This window comes from Variovorax boronicumulans (assembly GCF_019352895.1).
GTDB classification, from domain to species: domain Bacteria; phylum Pseudomonadota; class Gammaproteobacteria; order Burkholderiales; family Burkholderiaceae_C; genus Variovorax; species Variovorax boronicumulans_A.
In genome coordinates, this window is the sequence record NZ_JAAAFX010000009.1 from 899,722 (window position 1) to 914,502 (window position 14,781).

The 14,781-nt window shown below is 68.7% G+C and carries 12 protein-coding genes; 2 read left to right on the top strand and 10 right to left on the bottom strand.

Annotated elements, in window-relative coordinates:
- Positions 1-367 precede the first annotated feature (367 nt).
- Positions 368-1,315 (top strand): adenylate/guanylate cyclase domain-containing protein, encoded by a 948-nt coding sequence (locus K0H49_RS23335; RefSeq protein WP_219217590.1) that lies wholly within the window; start codon positions 368-370, stop codon positions 1,313-1,315.
- A gap of 15 nt (positions 1,316-1,330) precedes the next feature.
- On the opposite strand, the gene K0H49_RS23340 is transcribed toward K0H49_RS23335, so the two are convergent.
- The 3 genes from K0H49_RS23340 to K0H49_RS23350 form a co-directional block, all read right to left on the bottom strand.
- Positions 1,331-2,404 (bottom strand): TAXI family TRAP transporter solute-binding subunit, encoded by a 1,074-nt coding sequence (locus K0H49_RS23340; RefSeq protein WP_219217592.1) that lies wholly within the window; start codon positions 2,402-2,404, stop codon positions 1,331-1,333.
- 69 nt (positions 2,405-2,473) lie between these two features.
- A complete protein-coding gene (locus K0H49_RS23345; RefSeq protein ID WP_219217594.1) occupies positions 2,474-3,280 on the bottom strand; it encodes a hypothetical protein in 807 nt (268 codons plus the stop codon).
- A gap of 301 nt (positions 3,281-3,581) precedes the next feature.
- Positions 3,582-4,637 (bottom strand): DNA-binding protein, encoded by a 1,056-nt coding sequence (locus tag K0H49_RS23350; RefSeq protein ID WP_219217596.1) that lies wholly within the window; start codon positions 4,635-4,637, stop codon positions 3,582-3,584.
- Positions 4,638-4,771: 134 nt separating this feature from the next.
- On the opposite strand from K0H49_RS23350, the gene K0H49_RS23355 reads away from it, so the two are divergent.
- The gene (locus tag K0H49_RS23355) at positions 4,772-5,836 is read left to right on the top strand and encodes a site-specific integrase (RefSeq protein WP_257625090.1); all 1,065 of its coding nucleotides are present in this window, start codon (positions 4,772-4,774) and stop codon (positions 5,834-5,836) included.
- A 19-nt stretch (positions 5,837-5,855) separates the two neighbouring features.
- Here K0H49_RS23355 and K0H49_RS23360 read toward each other — a convergent pair whose 3' ends face one another.
- From K0H49_RS23360 to K0H49_RS23390, 7 genes are all read right to left on the bottom strand, one after another.
- Positions 5,856-7,064: an MFS transporter gene (locus tag K0H49_RS23360; protein ID WP_219217598.1), complete on the bottom strand. Its 1,209-nt coding sequence runs from the start codon at positions 7,062-7,064 to the stop codon at positions 5,856-5,858.
- 11 nt (positions 7,065-7,075) lie between these two features.
- On the bottom strand, positions 7,076-7,702 hold the full coding sequence (locus K0H49_RS23365) for an isochorismatase family cysteine hydrolase (protein WP_219217599.1): 627 nt from the start codon (positions 7,700-7,702) through the stop codon (positions 7,076-7,078).
- 143 nt (positions 7,703-7,845) lie between these two features.
- On the bottom strand, positions 7,846-8,766 hold the full coding sequence (locus K0H49_RS23370) for a LysR family transcriptional regulator (protein WP_219217601.1): 921 nt from the start codon (positions 8,764-8,766) through the stop codon (positions 7,846-7,848).
- A 110-nt stretch (positions 8,767-8,876) separates the two neighbouring features.
- Complete coding sequence (locus tag K0H49_RS23375) at positions 8,877-10,130, bottom strand: PepSY-associated TM helix domain-containing protein (protein ID WP_374122406.1); 1,254 nt, start codon at positions 10,128-10,130, stop codon at positions 8,877-8,879.
- A gap of 18 nt (positions 10,131-10,148) precedes the next feature.
- On the bottom strand, positions 10,149-12,608 hold the full coding sequence (locus K0H49_RS23380; RefSeq protein WP_219217605.1) for a TonB-dependent siderophore receptor: 2,460 nt from the start codon (positions 12,606-12,608) through the stop codon (positions 10,149-10,151).
- Positions 12,609-12,784: 176 nt separating this feature from the next.
- Complete coding sequence (locus K0H49_RS23385) at positions 12,785-13,993, bottom strand: FecR family protein (protein WP_219217606.1); 1,209 nt, start codon at positions 13,991-13,993, stop codon at positions 12,785-12,787.
- Between the two features lie 82 nt (positions 13,994-14,075).
- On the bottom strand, positions 14,076-14,654 hold the full coding sequence (locus K0H49_RS23390) for an RNA polymerase sigma factor (protein WP_219217609.1): 579 nt from the start codon (positions 14,652-14,654) through the stop codon (positions 14,076-14,078).
- Between the last annotated feature and the right edge of the window lie 127 nt (positions 14,655-14,781).

Consider the following 14,781-nt stretch of genomic DNA (forward strand, 5'->3'; position numbering starts at 1 on the left):
CCGGAAAGCGAAAAAAGGCGAGAGAAAAGTCCAGCAGGCATGGGACAAAAGGCGTGGCACCGAAGCTGTCGACACTGCCACCTTAAATCTGGCTCCGACTCCTCACAAGCTAAGAAACCATTGGATATGGTTTAAAACAACATTCGTCACAACGCCTCTTTGGCGTGATCAAAAAATGAAAACCAATGCCTTATATTTTTGAGGCCTGGTGACCGAAAAGCATGACCCTCGCGCGGCGGCTCGCGAGGTCACAATTGTTAATCAATCGTTCTAAAGCCCGGTGCAAGCGAAAGTTTGTACGTCTCACTCACGTCCTTCGATGGCTTTGCCATAATCGGACGGCAATTGCTACCAAAAACTGCACAACATGGGCGCCAATTCAACAGTCATCTTCGCGGACTTGACAGGGAGCACCCGAGTCTTCGAGGCGATGGGGAATGAGCGCGCCACCGACACGGTGACACGCCTGACCCAATGGATCGCCGGGGTTTGCGAGGCCCACAGCGGCCGCGTCGTGAAGATGCTGGGCGATGGCGTGCTGGCCATTTTCTCCGCTGCCGACGCGGCCACGGCAGCCGTGCTCGAACTCCAGCGCAACCACCAGAAGCGCCTGCAGGCCTGGCCCATCCAGCTGCGCATGGACCTGCAGATCGGCGTCGCGAACGGCGAAGTGCTGGAGGTCGATGGCGACTGCTATGGCGACGCCGTCAATCTCGCGTCGCGCCTGAGCGATCTGGCGGGGCCGGGCCAGATCTGGGCCACCGCCTCGGTGATTGCCCAACTGCGCGAGGGCGAAGTCCGGCATCGCAGCCTGGGCCCGATCAACATCCGCGGCAAGAATGAAATGCCGATCGTGCACCGCATCGACTGGCAGGAAGAGCATTCGGAATTCCTCACGATGCCGGCCGCGCTGGCGCTCAGCGGTCGCGTGCAGGATTCGACCTTCGGCCAGATCGAATTGTCCTGGCTGGATGTGCGGTCGATGTTCAGCGCGGCGCAGTTGCCCATCCATCTGGGGCGTGTCGACGATGCGCAGTTCGTTGTCAACGACCCGCGCGTCTCGCGGCTTCATGCGCGCATCGAGGCGCGGCAGGGCGGCTGCGTGCTGGTCGACGTCAGCACCTACGGCACCTGGGTCCGATTCCACGGCAGCGCCGGCGTGAGCGGCGAGATCTCCCTTCGCCGCGACGAATGCGTGCTGCATGGCAGCGGAGAGATCGGCCTCGGCGCGCCGCTGAGCGACTTCACCGCCCCCACCATCTCCTTCAACACCACGGGCGGCAATCTGCTGCTGTCGCGCCGCGACGCGCGCTGACCCGCGCGGCCTAGCCTACTGCCGGCAGATGCCGAGCACCACTTCCTGCTCGGTGCAGGCGCGCGTCGCCGACACCGGCCTGGCCGGACTGCGTGCGGCCACGTTGGCGCGGCTGGCGATGCAGGCGCGCAGCCGCCTTTCCATCGGCGGGAAGTAGCGCCAGCCCTGGCCGAGGGTCGGCAGTTCGAGGCGCACCTGCTTCCATTTCGGATGGCCCTTGGCCTGCAGCAGCTCGAAGTTGGCGCACAGCGAGTCCGCGAAGTTGACGAGGTTCGCGACCGTCGACTTCATGCCGTAGTCGTAGGTGACCAGGTAGGCCTTCACGGTCAGCGTCGGGACGTCGGCGGCCAGCCAGCTTGCATAGTTGTCGGCGCGGATGGTCGAGGGAAAGTAGGTCTTCCTGGCGCGCGCCGATTCCGGTGCCGCTTCGTCGAGCCTGAGCAGCTTGATGTACTTGCGCGCCTCTGGCTTCATCTCCGAGAACAGCTTGGCGGGTTGCCCGGCGACGACGATCGCGACATCGATGGACTTGTCCACCGTGAGCTTCGCCAGCGCCTCCTCGTTGCTCAGGTACTGCCGGTTGGCGATCGGCATCGGCGCGCCGAACATCAGCTGGTAGAGGGTTCTGGCCGTGAGCGCCGTGCCGCTGCCCAGCGGGCCGACGCCGATCCGCTGGTCCTTGATCTGATGGATCGCGTTGAGGGGTGAATCGGCGCGCACCACGAAGTAGATCTCTTCGTCGTAGAGCGGCATGACCAGCCGCAGCGGCTGGATGAGGTTGCCGGCGTCGGCATTGCCGGCCCTGGCTTCGTCCAGGAAGGCCTGGTAGACGTCCGACTGCACCAGCGCCAGCTTGACACCCTGCTCGAAGCGCATGCGCTGTATGTTCTCCGCGGAGCCCTTGGACTCGAGCACCTCCAGCTCCAGACCGGCCGGCTCGGCGACCCAGGTGGCCAGGTCACGGCCGATCTCGATGTAGGTGCCGGTCTTCGAGGCGGTGACGATCTTGTACTTCGCCGGCGGCGCGGCAACGGCCGCGGTCATGACGGCCATGGCGATCAGTGCGGCTGCGATGGAGGGGAGGGCCATGGAACGCCTTTTTGTGGTTGCCGAATCGAGCGCGTCGCCAGCCTGTGCGGGCCTGCCGACACCGGTGTCTCATGGCTTGCCGCACAGCGCCAGCGCCGCCAGCGCGTCGCTGCATGGCGTCGATGGGGCGCTGCCACCTGGGGCCGTGGCGGTCGATGCCGCGAGCGGGGCGATGCGGTCTGCCGACGCAGGCAGGGGCGCGGGAACAGCCACCTCGCGGCGCTCGCCCAGCCCCAGCCCCAGCGCCGTGGCGATCGTCCGCGCATCCTCTTCAGGCCGCGCCGCCGGGCTTTGCTGCGGCGGCGCTTCCAGCGGCGACTCCGGACTGGCGACCGAGGCGACGACCGGTTCGCCCCCGCCATCGCTCTGGACGGTGCCGCGCGCCTGTGAAACCGCAGCGGCAAACGAGGTCCCAGTCTTCGGTTCTGCGGGTTGTCCAGGCGAGACGCCATTCACGCTCAGCAGCCCCGCCGTCAGCGCGGCCAACACTGTGACGGCCGCGACCCCGGTCAGCACACGACGGCGCCGAGTCGAAGGACGGGGCAGGGCGCCTGCAGTGGCCAGCGCCAAGGTCGGACCTGGCGGTTCCGCTGCTGACGGCATTCGGACAAGGACCGGCGCGCCAAGCCGCTGGAACGAGGCATCGCCCGGACACGCACCTTTGGGCCTGGCCGCAGCGATGGCCATCATCGTCTCCAGGATCGGGTCCCTCGGCACGTTCACCGACGCCTCGTCGAACCACGAGCCATCGGCGAGACCGTTGTCGGCAAAGGGATCCTCGCCGCAGCAGGGGCACACCCGCGCGTAAGGCATCAGCTGCGTGGCGCAATGCATGCAGAACGCCAATGACGTGTCCGACTTCGCCTGAGGGTTCATCGCTTTTCCTAGAAAGCGATAGATTTGTACACCTAAGTATTCATTTCCACAACACAAAAACCCAGGGCGATCTGGCGCTCCATGCGGCAGGCACTTGGCGGCGGAATGGAAATGCGAGCGGCGCCAGGGGCTCGGGCGACCTTCACCCTGCGCGACGCACCATCACGCTCCAGACAAGATCCGCGCGCTCCACGCCTGCGTCGAAAGCCTGGCGGACGGGCGGAAGTCCGGGCGCCGACCCTCAACTGTCCAGACATGCGGGCCAAGGCCGCGGACAACGGGCTTCGGACGACGCGCCTCGTCACGGACCGGCGGTCGAAGCTGCGAGTTTGGTTCTGGTCTTCGTTTTGGCAGGCGCCCTGCCTTTCGCATTTCGGGGCGCGCTGCCTCCAGCAGCCACCAGCGACATCGCATGGCTCAGCAGCAGCCGCGTGGCGGCATGAGCCTCGGCTTCGGCCGCCAGCGTTTCGGAGAGCGCAGTGCCACGCGTCTGCGCACCGGCGAGCTGGGCCTGCAGTTCGGCGTTGGCCGTGGACAACGCTGCCGCCTGGTGTTGGGCCGCGGCGCTGGCAGCTTCCTGCCCACGCAGCGCCTCCAGGGCCTGGTCTCGCGCCTGGCCGATCCTGGCCTGTGCGTCGGTTGCACGCGCCGCATCGCGCGCGGCCCGGGCGACGGCTTGCCGGGCTTCCTCCCGCGCGCGATCGACCTCGAGCAGGGTCCGGCGCTCGACCGCGTCATGACGCTGCTGCATTTCCGTGAGCGCGCTGTCCTTGCGGGCGAGGGCGGCCGCCTGCTCGGTGCGCAGCGCCTCCTGGCGTGCCTGGGAGCCGGCGAGGGCTTCACGCAGCTGCTCGATCTGGCGCTCCATCGCCGCCTGCCGTTGCTGCGCCGCATCGAGCTGGCGCTGCAAGCCGGCGATGGTGTCATTGCCGCGCAGCACCGATTCCTCGAGCGACGCCTTGGACGACGCAAACGTCTCTTCGCGGCGCTGGAACTCGGCCTCGGCCACGTTGAGGGCGTCCTCGCGGCGATCGAGCACGGCGCGCTGCGCCTCATGGGCTTGGCGCGACAGCTCGCTGGCATCGCGGCAGGCGAGCTCCCAGAGGGCGCGCGCCGCATCGGCGACTTCGGGCGGCAGGCGGTAGCCCGGGACCCCCTCGGCCGGCGCGGCCACGCCCAGGCGCGCGGGCAGGGTGCGGTACCAGGCGTCGAGCATGGGGCTGACCGTGTTCGGCGAGCCGCTGCCGATCTTCTGGCGCACACGCTCGATGGTCGGCCGGTCGCCGGCAGCGATCAGCGCATCGGCCGCAGCCCACACATCGGCTTGCTGAACACCCCTCGAACTCTTCTGCGACATGGTTTGGCTCCTGGTTCAAAATAGATCACGATTACTGAAACTTATCGTGACCTGTTTAAACTATATGTTTGATATCATACGTCACACATTTTATTTTATACAGATATGCATCAAAACGGGTTTGGAGGCCGACCATGAGCGATCTGATGGCCCTGAAAAAGCTGCCGGTGCTCGACCCGGGGCAGATCTCGTCGCTGACCGCGTCGGCCGTCCAAGAATTGCTGGAGGAGGGCGAGTCGGCCAACACCGTGGCGACCTACCGCTCCGCGCTGAAGTACTGGGCCGCGTGGTTTTCGGTGCGCTACGGCCGGAAGCTCGAGTTGCCGGTCGCCGTGCCCGTGGTGATCCAGTTCCTGGTCGACCACATCGAGCGCAGCACGCCCAGGGGCCTGGTCACGCAACTGCCGCCGGCAGCCGACCAGGCCCTGGTGGCGGGGCGCTACAAGGCGGCCCTGGGTCCGCTCGCGCTGGCCACGGTGACGCACCGGATCGCGGTGCTCAGCAAGGCCCATCAGACCGCCGGCGCGCCGAATCCCTGCGCGGCCGAAGCCGTGCGCGACCTGGTGGCCAAGAGTCGGCGCGCCTACGCCAGGCGCGGCGTGGTGCAGCACAAGCAGCGGGCGCTGACGAAGGAGCCGTTGCAGGCCATGCTGGCCACCTGCGATGACAGCCTCAAGGGCTTGCGCGACAAGGCCCTGCTGCTGTTCGCCTGGTCTTCCGGCGGACGCCGGCGTTCGGAGGTGGCCGCCGCGGACATGGCCCACCTGGAACGCATCGGGCAAGACACCTATGTCTACACGCTCAGTTTCTCGAAGACCAACCAGAGCGGCGCCGATCGCGCGGAGAACGCCAAGCCGATCGCGGGCAGGGCAGGGCAGGCGATGACGGCCTGGCTGCAGGCCAGCGGGATCGAGGAAGGAAGGATCTTCCGGCAAGTTCGCCGGGGCGGCCACCTCGGCGAAGCACTGGGCGATGGGTCGGTGCGCGACATCGTCAAGGCCCGCTGCCTCGCGGCCGGCCTGGAAGGGGACTTCTCGGCCCATTCGCTGCGCGCAGGCTTCGTGACCGAGGCCGGGCGCCAGCAGGTCCCGCTGGCCGACACCATGGCGATGACCGGGCACCGCGGCGTGGGGTCGGTGCTGGGGTACTTCCGGACGGAGGCGCTGGCGCAGGCCGCCGTCTCGAAACTGATCGACTGAAGGCCGTCCCGCCCGGATCTCAGGAGGTGCCGTCGACGACCGCCGCACGCGCGGCGCGGAGCGAGAGCATGTTGATGGCCGCGGCCGCCAGCGCCAGCAGCGCGCCTGTCGCCGCGAGCCCGGCCCAGCCGGCCCGGTGGGCGCCGTAGGCTCCCAGCGCGGCGCCGGCCGAGCCCCCGAGGAAGTAGGCGCCCATGAAGACCGTGTTCAGCCGGCTGCGCGCCTCGGGCCGCAGCGCATAGACCCGGGTCTGGTTCGCCACCAAGCCCGTGCGGTTGCCGAAATCGAGCAGTACCATGCCGGCGATCAACCAGCCCAGGCCGCGCCCGCCGGCCGCGATGAACGCGAAGCCGAGGGCCAGCGCGAGCGCCCTCGCCAGGAGCAGGGCGCGCGCATCGAGCCGGTCGGCAAGGGCACCGATGCGCGGCGACGCAGCGATGCCCAGCAGCGCCACCAGCCCGAACGCGCCGATGGCGGCGGGGCCGAAGCCGTAGGGCGGCTGCGCCAGCAGCGCGGCGAGCGTGGCCCACAGCGCGCTGAAGGCGGCGAACATCATGAAGGCGGTGGCGGCCGAGATCCGCAGCACGCGCTCCTCCCGCACCAGGCGGCCCAGCGAACGGAGCAGCGCGCCATAGCCGAGGCTCGTCGGGGTCGAGACCGCGGGCAGCTTCCGGGCGACGATCGCCCACAGCCCCAGGTCGACCAGCGCGGCGGCGAGGAACACGGTGCGCCAGCCAGTGGCCGCGCCGACGAAGCCGCTCGCCGTGCGCGCCAGCAGCAGGCCGGCGGACAGGCCGCCCAGCAGGATGCCCGCGGTGCGGCCGCGCAGCGCCGGCGGCGCCAGGCCCGAGACGGTGGGAATGATGATCTGCGCGGTGATGGCCGTCACCCCGACGGCGAAGCTGGCGATGCACAGCAGCGCGAAGCTGGGCGCCGCCGCACAGGCGAGCAGCGCAAACGCGTTCGCGGCGACGGCCAGGGACGCGAGCTTGCGCGGCTGCTGGCGGTCCGCCAGCGGCACGATCAGCAACAGGCCGATCGCGTAGCCGAGTTGCGTCAGCGTCGCGATCAGGCTGGCCTGCGTCGACGGCACGCCGAACGAGGAAGCGATCAGGGGCAGGAGCGGCTGGTGGTAGTAGATGGTCGACACCGCAAGCGCGCAGCTCAGTGCCATCAGGGCAACCACGCGACCGGAGAGGCCGGCCGCACCGTCGGAGGTGGAGGTCATGCGCGGCCCGCTCAAGCGCTGGGCAGCGCCTGGAGGAGCGCGCGGGTGTCCACGATGCTGTGGGCATAGGTGGGACCGTTCAGCTCGTGCGCGGCGTGCATCATTTCGCGCTGGAACGCGGCGGTGGCGTCCTTCACGAGCGTCACGTGGTAGCCCAGCTCCTGCGCGTAGCGCGCGGTGGTCTCGATGCAGGTGTTGGCCAGCAGGCCCACCAGGATCACATGCGAGATGCCATGCTGCTTCAGCTGGAAATCCAGGTCGGTGTTCGCGAAGCCGCTGGAGGCCCAATGCTCGTGCACCACGATGTCGCCAGCTTGGGGGCCGAACTCGGGGTGCCATTCGCCGCCCCAGCTGTCCTTGGCAAAGGTCTTGCGGGTCATCAGCAGGCGCTGCGTGGGGCTGGGATGGCACCAGCATTCGTAGTCGCCGGGTTGCCAGCGCCGGTGCGGCACGATCACCTTCTGGATGCCGGCCTTGCGTGTCGCGCTCTGGATCGCGCGCAGGTTGTCCAGCAGGTGCACTTCCTCCGCGATCGGCTGGATCGCCGGCCAGAGCTTGCCGCCTTCGGACAGGAAATCGTTGTAGGGGTCGACGAAGAGAAGCGCGGTCTTGCGAGCGTCGTAGCGTGGGGCGTCCATGGTGGAATTCCTTTCTCGGTGGATGAGGAGCCAGTCGCCTGGCTCGGCCGTGTCGGGAATCTAGGCTTCGGGCTGCTATGGAAAAAGAGAGCGCGCGCAGACGCAGTGTCTCGATCCATCGCACAGTGGCCGCGAGCCGGACGCTAGGGCCGCACTCTGGGCGCCTTCAGCGTGCGCGCGCAAAGATCGGCGACCCAGTCGATGAACACCCGCAGCTTGACGCTCACATGCCGATGGGGCGGATAGACCACGTACAACGGCCAGGCGCCGGCCGACCATTCCGGCAGCACGGCCGTCAGGGTGCCCGCCGCCAGGTGCGGCGCCGCCATGAACGGGGCGGTGCGCGCGATGCCCAGGCCCGCCAACCCGGCGGCCAGCATCGCGCCGGAGTCGTTCACCGCGACGCTCGACCGCGCATGGACCTCGTACTGCTCCGCGCCCCGCTGCAGCACATAGGTCAGGCGTTCCGAGCCATGCGAGAAGTAGCTGATCGCGTGGTGGCGGTCGCTCTCGAGGTCCGACGGATGTTGCGGCACGCCGTGGCGCGCCAGATAGGCGGGCGACGCGCACACGATGCGGTCGATCTCGGCGATGCGCCTGGCAATGAGGGAGGGATCGGAAATCTCTCCCGCACGGAGCACGCAATCCACGTTCTCGCCGATCAGGTCGATGGGCTTGTCGCTCACGCCGACGTCGACATGGATGTCCGGGTAGCGCGCGCAGAAATCGGGCAGCGCCGGGATGAGGATCAGGCTGGCGATCGCCGACGGTGCGTCGACCCGCAGCATTCCGCGCGGCGAGGCTTTGGCGCGCGACAGGCTGGACTCGAGTTCATCGAGCTCGTCGAGCAGGCGCACCGCACGCTCGTAGTAGGCCGCGCCGTCCGCGGTGACCGTGACCCGTCGCGTGGTGCGGTTGAGCAGTTGCGTCTTGAGTTCTTTTTCCAGCAGCAGCACCAGGCGGCTCATCTGGCCTTTGGGCACACCCACCGAATCCGCAGCCTTGGTGAAGTTGCCCGCTTCGACGACGCGCACGAAGGCCCGCATCGCGCTGAACTTGTCCATGGTCGGTCCTTTGTGCCTCTCTCCGCGCCGGCCGGCCGGGCAGGGGGCGGCCCCGGATTATCCGCTTGGCGGTCCGGGCTTCGCCCCCGGGTTCCCGGACGCTCTTCTTCCTAGGCGGCGCCCGCATGGCGGCGCTTCGCAGCCCCGTGCTCGATTCCCGTCAGCGCGGCACGGCAGGCCTTGCCCCGCAGCGCCGCACGCCGCTTGCGCGCCCAGATCATCACGCCGGTCACGCTGAGCATGGCCACCCCGAGGCCCAGCACGCTCATCGTCACGCGGCCGGCCGTGCCCGCGATGCGGCCGGTGTGCAGCGGCAACTGGGCCTGCAGGAACAGGTCGCCCGCCGTGCCGGTGCCCGGCACCCGGTCGCCGAGGTAGGCGCCGGTCTGCGCGTCCAGATAGAGCCAGGGGTGGCCCAGGCCCCAACTCGCGTGGTCGTCGCCAGGCTCGAAGAAGTTCACGCCGTACAGCTTGTAGGGCGCGCTGTAGAACACGGCACCGGCCGGTGCGGTCCAGCCGCGCCGGGCCGCTTCCTGGCGGGCCAGCGTCAGGGCCTCGTCACGGCGGATGCCCGGCTCGACGAAGCGGGCCACGGGCACGGGCGCACGCAGCGCGAAAATGTCGGGCGTCAAGGTCGACACGCGTTCGACCAGCGGGCGCACCACCTCGCGGCGCAGGTTCATGCTGACCGAGGTGATCGCCACGGTCAGCAGCAGCGCCCACGCCCACAGGCCCCCGGCGCGGTGCAGGTCGAAGGTGCGCTTGTGCCCGCCCTGGCGCCACCGGAAGCTGAAGGATTTGCGCCACGACTTGCGCCAGGCGCGTCGGCCCGGCAGCGAGATGCACAGCGCGAGGAAGCAGTCCAGCACCCAGACCATGGAGACCATGCCCATGAACCAGGTGCCCAGTTCCAGTGCTCCCACGCTGGGGATGTGCATGCTGTAGTGCAGCTTGTAGAGGAAGGGCATCAGGTTCTCGCGCGACAGCGAGATCGCACCCCACAGGCGCGTCCCCTGCACCTCGCCGGTGTAGGGGTTGAGCGTGACCTGGTTGAAGCCCAGCGCATGGGGTTTGCCGGTGGCCGGATCGACGCGCGGCACCACCGACACGCCCAGCGCGTGGCCGTCTTCGACCTCCAGCGGCGCGAAGGCCACGCGCAGGCGCGGGTCGGCCGCCTCCAGGCCCTCGACCAGTTCCAGCGCGCTGCGCTTGTGCGCCTCGGGCGAAGGCGCAGGCGCATCGAAGAGCTGCGGATTCAGCCATTCGTCGAGCTCGTGGTCCCATGAGATCACCGCGCCGGTGAGCCCGGCCACGAACAGGAAGGCGGCCATGAACAGGCCGGCCCAGCGGTGCAACCGCGTCATCCAGGCGCGCATGCCGGCTTACCAGCGGTAGGTGCCGCTGAGCAGCACGCTGCGCACCGGACCGTAGTAGCAGGCGCTCAGGGGTGAACCACCGCAGGGGTTGGCCACATAGAGCTTGTCGAACAGGTTGTTCACCTTGAGCTGGAAGCGCCAGTTCGCGTTCGGCTCGTAGCCCAGCGCCAGGTCGTACACGGTGTAGGCCGGCGTCTTGGCCTGGAAGGAATAGGCGTTGTCCGGTGCGGTGGGCGATGCGCCGTAGTCGATAGTGCGGCCCATGTAGCGTGCGCCGCCGCCGATGGTCACGCCGCGCAGGGTGCTGTCGGCAAAGCGGTAGTGCGCCCAGATCGACGCCATGTTGCTGGGCGAGGTGGTACCCCAGGCGTCGCGCGGCCGGGTGCCGGTTTCACCCAGGACGTTGCTGCGCGTCACCGCCGCGTCCATGTAGGTGTAGCTGGCCATCACGGTCAGTTGGCGCGTGACTTCCCACACGCCCTCCAGCTCCAGCCCGCGGGAACGCACCGCGCCGGTCTGCACCGAGTAGCGGCTGTCGCTCGGGTCCTGCGTGAGCACGTTGCGCTGGCGGATGTTGTAGACCGAGGCGGTGAACATGCTGCGGCTGTGGTCCGGCTGGTAGCGCACGCCGGCCTCCACGCTCTTGCCTTCGGTGGGATCGAAGGGCGCGCCCGATTTGCTGGCCTGTGCAGTCGGCTGGAAAGATTCGGCGTAGTTCGCGAACGGCGTCCAGCCGTTGCCGGCCTTGTAGAGCGCGCCGGCCTGGAAGGTGGTCGCGCCGTTCTTCTGACGCAGCGCCAGCGTGCCCAGCGGGTCGATGGTGTCGGTGCGGGCCCAGTCGTGACGGACGCCGCCACGCACGACCCAGCGCTCGCCCAGGTCGATGCGGTCCTGAAGGTAGACGCCGGTCTGGCGGGCCTTCACGTCGCGCGACCAGGGGTCGGTCGGTTCGCTGATCGGCTGGCCGTACTGCGGGTTGCGGATGTCCAGCAGGGGGGCGTTGCCCGAGAGCTGGCGGTCGGTGTAGCGGGTCAGGCTGCTGTCGAGGCCGGCCAGCAGGCGGTGCTCCAGGCCGCCGGCCTGCCAGTTCCAGGCCAGCTGGTTGTCGATCGCGTACACATCGGAGTCCAGGCGGCCCCTGTTGGCGTCGCGGAACAGCAGGTAGCCGTTGTCGTCGATCTGGCCGCGGGTGTTGATCAGGCCCCGGCCACGCACATAGGCCGAGTCATAGTCCATGTGCTCGACGCGCAGGCTCTGGCGGAACACGGCGCCGTTGTCGAGCTTGCGCTCGAACAGGCTGGCGACCGAATACTGCTCGCGCTTGAACTGGTTGAAGTCGGGTTCGCCGGGATAGAAGGCGGGCTGGATCCGGCCCCAGGGGCTGGGGTTGAGCGTGCCGGCGCGCGGGTACCACAGGCCCCAGGCCGCGCGGTCCTTCTGGTAGTTGGCCAGCAGGGTGAGCGAGGTGTCGGCGTCGGGCCTCCAGGTGATGGCCGGCGCGATGTAGACGTGATCGTCGGGCGCGAAGTTCATCTGCGTGTTGCTGTCGCGCACATTGCCAGTCAGGCGGTACGACAGCGTCTCGCTGCCGGCCAGCGGGCCGCCGAAGTCGAACTGCGCCTGCTTGCGGTCGTGCGAGCCGACGCCCAACGAGAGCTCGTGCAGGGGCTCGCTCGTGGGGCGCTTGGTCACGTTGTTGATCAAGCCGCCGGGCGCGTTCTGGCCGTAAAGCACCGAGGTCGGGCCCTTGAGCACTTCGATGCGTTCCAGCCCGTAGGGGTCGATGCGCATGCCGATCTTGCTGCCCGAGGCCCGCAGGCCGTCGCGGTACATGCCGAACACCGACTGGTTGAAGCCACGCACGGTGATCCAGTCGTAGCGCGGGTCCTCGCCATAGGCCGAGGTGTTGACGCCCGCCACATAGCGCAGTGCATCGGTCACGGTCTGCGCGCCCTGGTCGTCCATCTGGTCGCGGGTCACGACCGAAATCGACTGCGGCGTCTCGTTGAGCGCCGCGTCGTCCTTGGCGGCCGACATGGCGCGCCGCGCGGCGTAGCCGTACACCGGGCCCCAGGGCGTTTCGCGGTTCGAGGCCGTCACCAGCACTTCCGACAGCGTGGCCGTGCCGCCGGGCGCGGTCTTGATGACCAGCATGTTCGCGTCGCGCACGGCCACCAGGCCGGTGCCGGCCAGCAGACGGTCGATGGCCTGCTGCAGCGTGAAGGCACCCTGCAGGGCCGGGGCGGACTTGCCCGCCACCAGCGCGGGCTGCACCATCAGCTCCAGCTTCGACTGGCGTGCCAGCTCGTTGAGCGCCTGGCCCAGCGGCTGGGCAGCCATGCGCAACTGCAGCGCGGCCGGCTTGACCGTCTGGGCATGGGCGAGCAACGGCAGCCCGCTGGCGCCGCCAAAAGCCAGGGCCAGCGAGAGCGCAAGGGGCGCGGGTTGCAGAAAAGGGCGGGGCATGAACACGTACTCCAAGAGAAGAAATGGGAATCCTTCTCATGTAGACGGGCAACCCGGGGCGGGCCCTACCATCCGCGCACAAATTAATTCAAGAAAGTTCCGGCGCCGGACCGCGGTCGGGCCAGGCGCTGCATGCCGGAGGTGCGCGGCTCCGAATCAGGGCGAGAAGCCCGCGCTCAGCGCCCCACCACCAGCCACGGCCCCGCTGGCGTGGACGCGGCCGCCCCGGCCTTCGCCATCGGATCGGGCACCAGACGTACGGGGAGCACCTGCGGCAACGCGCGCACGAAGTTGTCCAGGTGCAGCGGATCGAAGGTGCCGGTCAGGCGCAAGGCGGCCACCGCCGGGTCCTGCACCCGCAAGGGCGTGGCGCCGTAGCGCTCGAATTCGGCCAGCGCCTGGTCGAGCGGCGTGTTGTCGAAACTCACGCGGTTGTTGCGCCAGGGCGCAATGCCCGCGGCCGGCACTGCGCTGATGGCGCCCAGGCCGCCGTGGGCGTCGCTGGCGATCTGCTCGCCGGCGGTCAGTTCCACCCGCTGGGTCGCCGATCCATCCGACGATGCCAAAGGATCGATCGGCTCGACCCGCACCCGGCCTTCTTCCACCGCCACCCGCACGTCGGGCTGGCCCGGCGTGCCCGCCGTGTAGCGCACGGAAAACCGCGTGCCGACGACGGTGATGCGCAACGGTCCGGCCAGCACCTCGAAGGGACGGCTGGCGTCGTGCGTGACCTGGAACACCGCTTGCCCCTCGGACAGGCGCACCTCGCGGCGCTGGCGGTACAGGCTCACATCGGTGTGGGTCAGCGTATCGAGCCGCATCAGCGAGCCATCGGGCAGTTGCACCTGGGTTTGCTGGCCGCGTGCGGTGGCGTGTGCCGCGCTGTAGAGGGGCTGGCGTTGCCAGACCTCCCAACCGCCGTAGCCACCGGCGAGCATCAGCACTACCAGTGCAGGCGCCGCCCAGCGGACCGGCCACGCAGGGGCACCTTGCGCAGGATCCCTGGCGCCCAGCAGCCATCCCGCCCACTGGCGCCGACCGCTGCGGCGGGCGGAAGAAGACCGGGGCGCAGGGAGCTCGGACGCGTGGAGGGTTCCTGGCGACGCAGCCACTGGCTCTTGCGCCGCCAGGGTCTGCAGATCCCTTGCAAGCTGCGCATTCAGCGCGGCCATGCCTGCGGCAGGCAGGCCGTCGAGCGTGTCCCAGCTGGCCTGCCACCGCGCATAGGCGGCCTGATGGGCCTCATCGCTCGCGAGCCACGACTGATGCTGCGCCTGCTCGTCGCGCGTCAGACCCCGTTGCTGGCGCACAAACCAGTCCAGCGCCTGCGCGTCCGGCAGTTCGGGCAGACAGGACGTGGGGGGCGGGGGCGACAGGTGGCTCATGGTGAAAAGGGCGCTCCTACCTCGGTAGACGAACGGGCAATGCTCAACCCTACCTCCGACACGTGAAAATAAAAGATCGCCTTCATGGCCTGGCCTCGGAGGAGTCCTCGTCCTGGCCGAGAGACGGCGTGCCGGCACGTGCGGTCAGCGTGCCTTCCTGCTGTTCCAGGCAGGCTCTGCAGGCCTGCAGACCCGTCCGGATGTGCTTTTCGACCATCTTGACCGAGACCCCCATCTGCTCGGCGACCTCGGCATGCGAGAGGCCCTCGAACTTGTGGAGCATGAAGGCCTGGCGGCAACGCACCGGCAGATCGCCGATGGTGGCCAGCAGCGCCTGCACGCTTTGCTGCGATGCGGCGGCCACCTCGGGCTCGAACGCCGCGGGCGCGACCAGCCGGCTCAGCGCATCGTCATCGCCGTCGACCTCCGGCAAGGATTCGCCATGGACGGCCCGGCGCACCTGGCTGTGGCGATGGCGATCGATCAACAGGTTGCGCGCGGTGCGGTAGAGCAGTGCGCGCGGATCGGTGATGTCCTCGCCGCTTTTCTGGGCGGCCAGCACCCGGGCGTAGCTCTCTTGCGCCAGGTCCGCAGCCGTGTGGTGGTCTTTGACCGAGCGCCCCAGAAAATGGAGCAGTTCGCGGTAGTAGCGGGTGAACACGGGGCGAGACAGGGCAGGGCGCGGGGCCGTCAGGAAGGGGCACGCTCAGGGCGCACGACCGGTATTGTGTGTCAAATGCTTATTGTTCTCATTGTGCTGGTGGATCTTCGAGGCCGACAGGCTGGCG